Origin of the sequence: Algoriphagus sp., assembly GCF_024642405.1 — a bacterium.
Lineage (GTDB): Bacteria > Bacteroidota > Bacteroidia > Cytophagales > Cyclobacteriaceae > Algoriphagus.
In genome coordinates, this window is the sequence record NZ_JAHEBC010000310.1 from 1 (window position 1) to 4,587 (window position 4,587).

Annotated in this window: 5 protein-coding genes; all 5 read left to right on the forward strand. The window is 39.2% G+C overall.

Features of this window, described 5'->3' with window-relative positions:
- The first annotated feature begins 302 nt into the window (after positions 1 to 302).
- Entirely contained in the window at positions 303 to 1,529 is a 1,227-nt protein-coding gene (locus tag Q0L68_RS16755; protein WP_296705358.1) for a TCR/Tet family MFS transporter, read from the forward strand.
- 375 nt (positions 1,530 to 1,904) lie between these two features.
- A complete protein-coding gene (gene mraZ / locus Q0L68_RS16760; RefSeq protein WP_296705359.1) occupies positions 1,905 to 2,339 on the forward strand; it encodes a division/cell wall cluster transcriptional repressor MraZ in 435 nt (144 codons plus the stop codon).
- 4 nt (positions 2,340 to 2,343) lie between these two features.
- Positions 2,344 to 3,255: a 16S rRNA (cytosine(1402)-N(4))-methyltransferase RsmH gene (rsmH, locus tag Q0L68_RS16765; RefSeq protein WP_296705361.1), complete on the forward strand. Its 912-nt coding sequence runs from the start codon at positions 2,344 to 2,346 to the stop codon at positions 3,253 to 3,255.
- Positions 3,252 to 3,641, forward strand: a complete 390-nt coding sequence (locus tag Q0L68_RS16770; RefSeq protein WP_296705363.1) for an FtsL-like putative cell division protein — start codon at positions 3,252 to 3,254, stop codon at positions 3,639 to 3,641. Before rsmH ends, Q0L68_RS16770 begins: the two co-directional genes overlap by 4 nt.
- The coding region (locus Q0L68_RS16775) for a penicillin-binding transpeptidase domain-containing protein (protein ID WP_296705364.1) at positions 3,638 to 4,587 on the forward strand (950 nt) is incomplete at its 3' end. The genes Q0L68_RS16770 and Q0L68_RS16775, both read left to right, overlap by 4 nt.

Consider the following 4,587-nt stretch of genomic DNA (forward strand, 5'->3'; position numbering starts at 1 on the left):
CAAAACTGGAAGAATACCAGCGTAAAATGGAAGTTTGGCAAAAAGAGAATGCTACAAAGATCCAGGAGTTTCAAAAAAGAATACAAGAAGAAATCAAGAATAAAAACGATAACAAGTAATTGATCGTTTAGAAAGAGAAATGCCTGAAAAGGTAATTGTGTGTTGACGCTTCGAAAAAGACTTGCCCATTGAGCAGGTCTTTTTTCGTTAAAATTCATTTCAATAAAAATATTTGGAAGAACTAATTTTAGTACATAGCATTTATTCCATCCAAGAATTTTAAGTTTGGTTTTTATTGATTTATGAAATCTAATTCAAAGCGTTCCCTACTCTTTATTTTCATCACCATCCTAGTCGATGTGATTGGACTTGGGGTGATCATACCTGTTGTGCCAAGTCTTATTGAAGAACTGACAGGGGAAGGTTTGAGTAAAGCTTCCCAGTATGGAGGATGGCTTCTCTTTTCTTTTGCTGCTATGCAATTCATTTTTTCTCCAATTATGGGAGGGCTTTCTGATCGTTATGGAAGGCGCCCAGTTTTATTACTTTCACTTCTTGGATTGGGGATAGACTATGTATTTCATGCATTAGCACCAACATTATTTTGGTTGTTTGTTGGGAGGTTGGTAGCAGGAATGTTTGGAGCCAGTTTTACTACGGCCACTGCTTATATTGCGGACGTGAGTACTCCTGAAAAGCGATCTCAAAATTTTGGGTTGATTGGTGCTGCTTTTGGCCTTGGGTTTATTATTGGGCCTGTTATCGGGGGTATAGCGGGGGCTGAGTTTGGCCCACGAGCTCCTTTTTTGGTAGCTGCTGCACTCTCTTTATTGAATGTAATTTATGGATTTTTTGTATTGCCTGAATCCCTTGAAAAATCTGAAAGAAGAGCATTTGACTGGCGGAGGGCAAATCCTATAGGATCCTTGATGAACTTGAGAAAATACCCTGTAATCTCTGGGCTAGTAGTCTCTTTGGTTTTGATTTACATTGCCGGTCATGCTGTTCAAAGCAATTGGGCATATTACACCATGTTTAAATTCAATTGGGATGAAGCGATGGTCGGGTATTCTCTAGGAGTTGTAGGTTTATTGGTAGCAATTGTTCAAGGAGGATTGATTCGGATTGCAATCCCAAAGTTGGGACAGGCCAATTCTGTTTATGTTGGGATAGGATTGAATGCAGTTGGGCTTTTCTGCTTTGGGGCAGCTAGTGTCAGTTGGATGATGTTTGTTTTTTTAATTCCATACTGTCTTGGGGGAATTTCAGGACCTGCTTTGCAAGGTATTATATCGAGTCAAGTCCCTTCAAATCAGCAGGGAGAATTACAAGGAGCTTTGACTAGTTTAATAAGTTTGACTTCAATTATCGGACCTCTGATGATGAATTCAATTTTCGCTTATTTCAGTACAGATCAGGCTCCTTTTTATTTGCCGGGAGCTTCTTTTTACTTAGCTGCTTTGCTCATGGTGATAAGTCTTTTTTTCGCGTATCGAGTACTTTCAACGCGACTTTTAAAAGCTATTTAAAATCCGGATTATTTAACTATATTTTTAATTAACAATCATTCAGTCTATTTAATTCTTTTTAAGACTGCTTTAAAAATTTATGGGAAAACACTCCACTTTTCAGGTGGCAAGAATGAGATGTGATGCCAAGATTATATCATGTTAGAAAAAAAGCCCTCTAAAACGTCAAAAAATGGGACTTTTTGGAATTTATAAAGAGCTGTTAATCATCTCAATACCCTTAAAAAAATCTTTGAAATATTTTAATAAATATTGGCTTGGATGAAAGTTTTGGCTACTTTTAAGATAAAGTGGGAAAAAGTGGGGGAAAGTGGTAGAATGTGTATAGCATTTTATTACTTTTGTCTTTACCACCTATTCGAGATATAAAGGAAAATGTTCAATAGCCATTATGATTGCAAGCTAGATCCCAAAGGGCGTCTGGTTTTGCCTGCCAAGATCAAGGCGGCAATACCGGAGGCTAATGGGAGTGTGCTTATGCTTAGAATGGCTGAAGATAGGTGTTTGGCTCTATATACTTTAGTGGAATATAGAAAATTGGAGAATCAAATTAAGTCTCTAAACATCAATAATCAGGAGCAAAGGTTATTGATGCGATCTTTTTTCAATTCGGTAACTGAAGTGGAGTTGGACAATGCGGGTAGGTTATTGATACCAAAGCAATATCAGGCCTATGCAGGCTTGGAAAAAGAAATAATGGTAGCAGGAAATGGCAACCGGATAGAAATCTGGAATTCTAAAAACTATCAGAATAATATAATTATGGATCCGGCTGATTTGTCCAGCCTGATGGAAAAGCATCTCTCTTAATCTCATGACGGAGTCTATCTACCATATCCCAGTGATGCTAGCTCAATGCACTGAAGGCTTGGCTATTGATCCTAACGGGACTTATGTTGATGTCACTTTTGGAGGTGGAGGTCATTCAAGAGAAATATTGAAGCATTTAGATAAAGGCCATTTGTATGGCTTTGATCAAGATCAAGATGCGATTGCGAATATCCCTGAAAGCGAAAACTTCACATTTGTTCAGGCAAACTTCAGGGACTTAAAGAGATACCTCAGACTCCATGGGGTAAGAAAGGTAGATGGAATATTGGCTGATCTCGGGATTTCTTCTCATCAAATTGATGAACCAGGTCGGGGATTTTCTACCCGGTTTAGCGGTGATCTAGACATGCGGATGAATCAGTCTTCAGAACTATCCGCCAAAGAAGTCTTGAATACTTATGAGGAGTCAAGACTTCATAAGATTTTCGGCATTTATGGGGAGGTAAAAAATGCAAAAACTTTGGCCCAGGCTATTGTCTCTGAACGAGCTTCCCAACCTTTCGAGACGACTGAAGGCTTTACTGCTTTTCTGAAAAAATATGCTCCTCGAGGCAAAGATTTTAAATATTATGCTCAGGTTTTTCAGGCATTGAGGATAGAAGTAAATGATGAAATGGGGGCCTTGGAAGAGATGTTGCTTGATTCAGTAGATCTTTTGAATCCCGAAGGTAGGCTTGTAGTAATGAGCTATCATAGTCTTGAAGACCGATTGGTCAAAAACCTGATTCAAAAGGGAAAATTTCAGGGTGAAGTAGAAAAGGATTTTTATGGGAATCTCATCAGGCCTCTGGAGCCAGTTAGTCGCGGTGTCGTAGTGGCCGATGAGGAGGAAATAGCTAGAAATCCTAGAGCAAGAAGTGCCAAGCTGAGAATTGCTAAAAAGACAGGGAAATGAGTGAGAACACATTTAAGAAGAAGCTAAAAAAAGAAAACGCACCTAAAAAAGGGAACGCGCCACGTAAAACCATTTTCACTTGGATTGAAGAAAAATTGAACGTGACCGGCTTACTAGGAGAAGGAGTTCCAGTTCAATTGGTTCCTCCGGTTGGCTTCGTTGTTTTTCTAGCACTCATCTATATATGGAGTAATCACCATGCGGAAAACATGGTAAGGAGAATTGAAAAAGCTCAACAGGAAGTCGAAGACCTTAGAGCAGACGTAACCACGCTAGAGGCTGAATACATGCTTAGTAGCATGCAGTCAGAAGTTGCCAAGCGAGTTGCCTCTCAAGAAATAGAAGAATTGAATCAGCCACCAATCAAAATAGAGATTGATAAGTGAATATAAAACGATCCATATTGCTCCGAGTAAGGGTGGTTTTCATCCTAGTTGCTCTAGTTGCAGCAGCAATACCCTATCGTATTGCTCAGTTGCAACTGGACGAAGGAGATAAATGGAGGGAAAAAGCAGAAACTATCAATTTTCAATACAGAGAGGTTGCCGCTACAAGAGGGAATGTTTATGCTGGAGATGGAAGTCTTTTGGCTACCAGTCTTCCTTTTTACCGAGTGGCAATAGATCCTACGATAGTAAAAGAAGATCGTTTTAAGTCAAAAATTGATTCACTTTCCGAAAAGCTTTCAGCTTTTTACAAAGATAAATCCGCAAAGGCATATAAAAGAATGATCACAGATGCCCGGAAGGACAACAAGCGATACTTGGTATTAAATAGAAGACAAATTGGATACCAAGACATGCAACAAATGTCGAAGTGGCCTATTTTCAGAGGGGGCAGATTAGGCGGAGGAGTATTATTTGAAAAAGTCGAGAAGCGTTATAGACCATTTAATTCCCTTGCCAGTAGAACTGTTGGATTTTTGAATGAAGATGATTATGGCGCAGGAATAGAGTATTCATTTAATGAATATTTAAAGGGAAAAGACGGGAAGGCACTATTTCAAAGATTGGCAGGTGGGAGCTGGAAACCTGTTTTTGATGCTGAAGATGTAAAGCCCGAAAATGGATTTGACGTGATTACAACCTTGGATGTAAACATACAGGATGTTGCTGAAACGGCTTTGTTGGCACAATTGAAAGATAGAGATGCAGAGTTTGGATCTGTGATCGTCATGGAAGTGAAAACAGGACAAATCAAAGCCATTGCAAATCTTCAAAAAAATAAAGGGGGTTATGGGTATGGTGAGAATTACAATTTCGCCATTGGGGATCAGGGGAATACAGAGCCTGGATCCACTTTCAAGCTCCTATCTATGCTGGCTCTATTAGA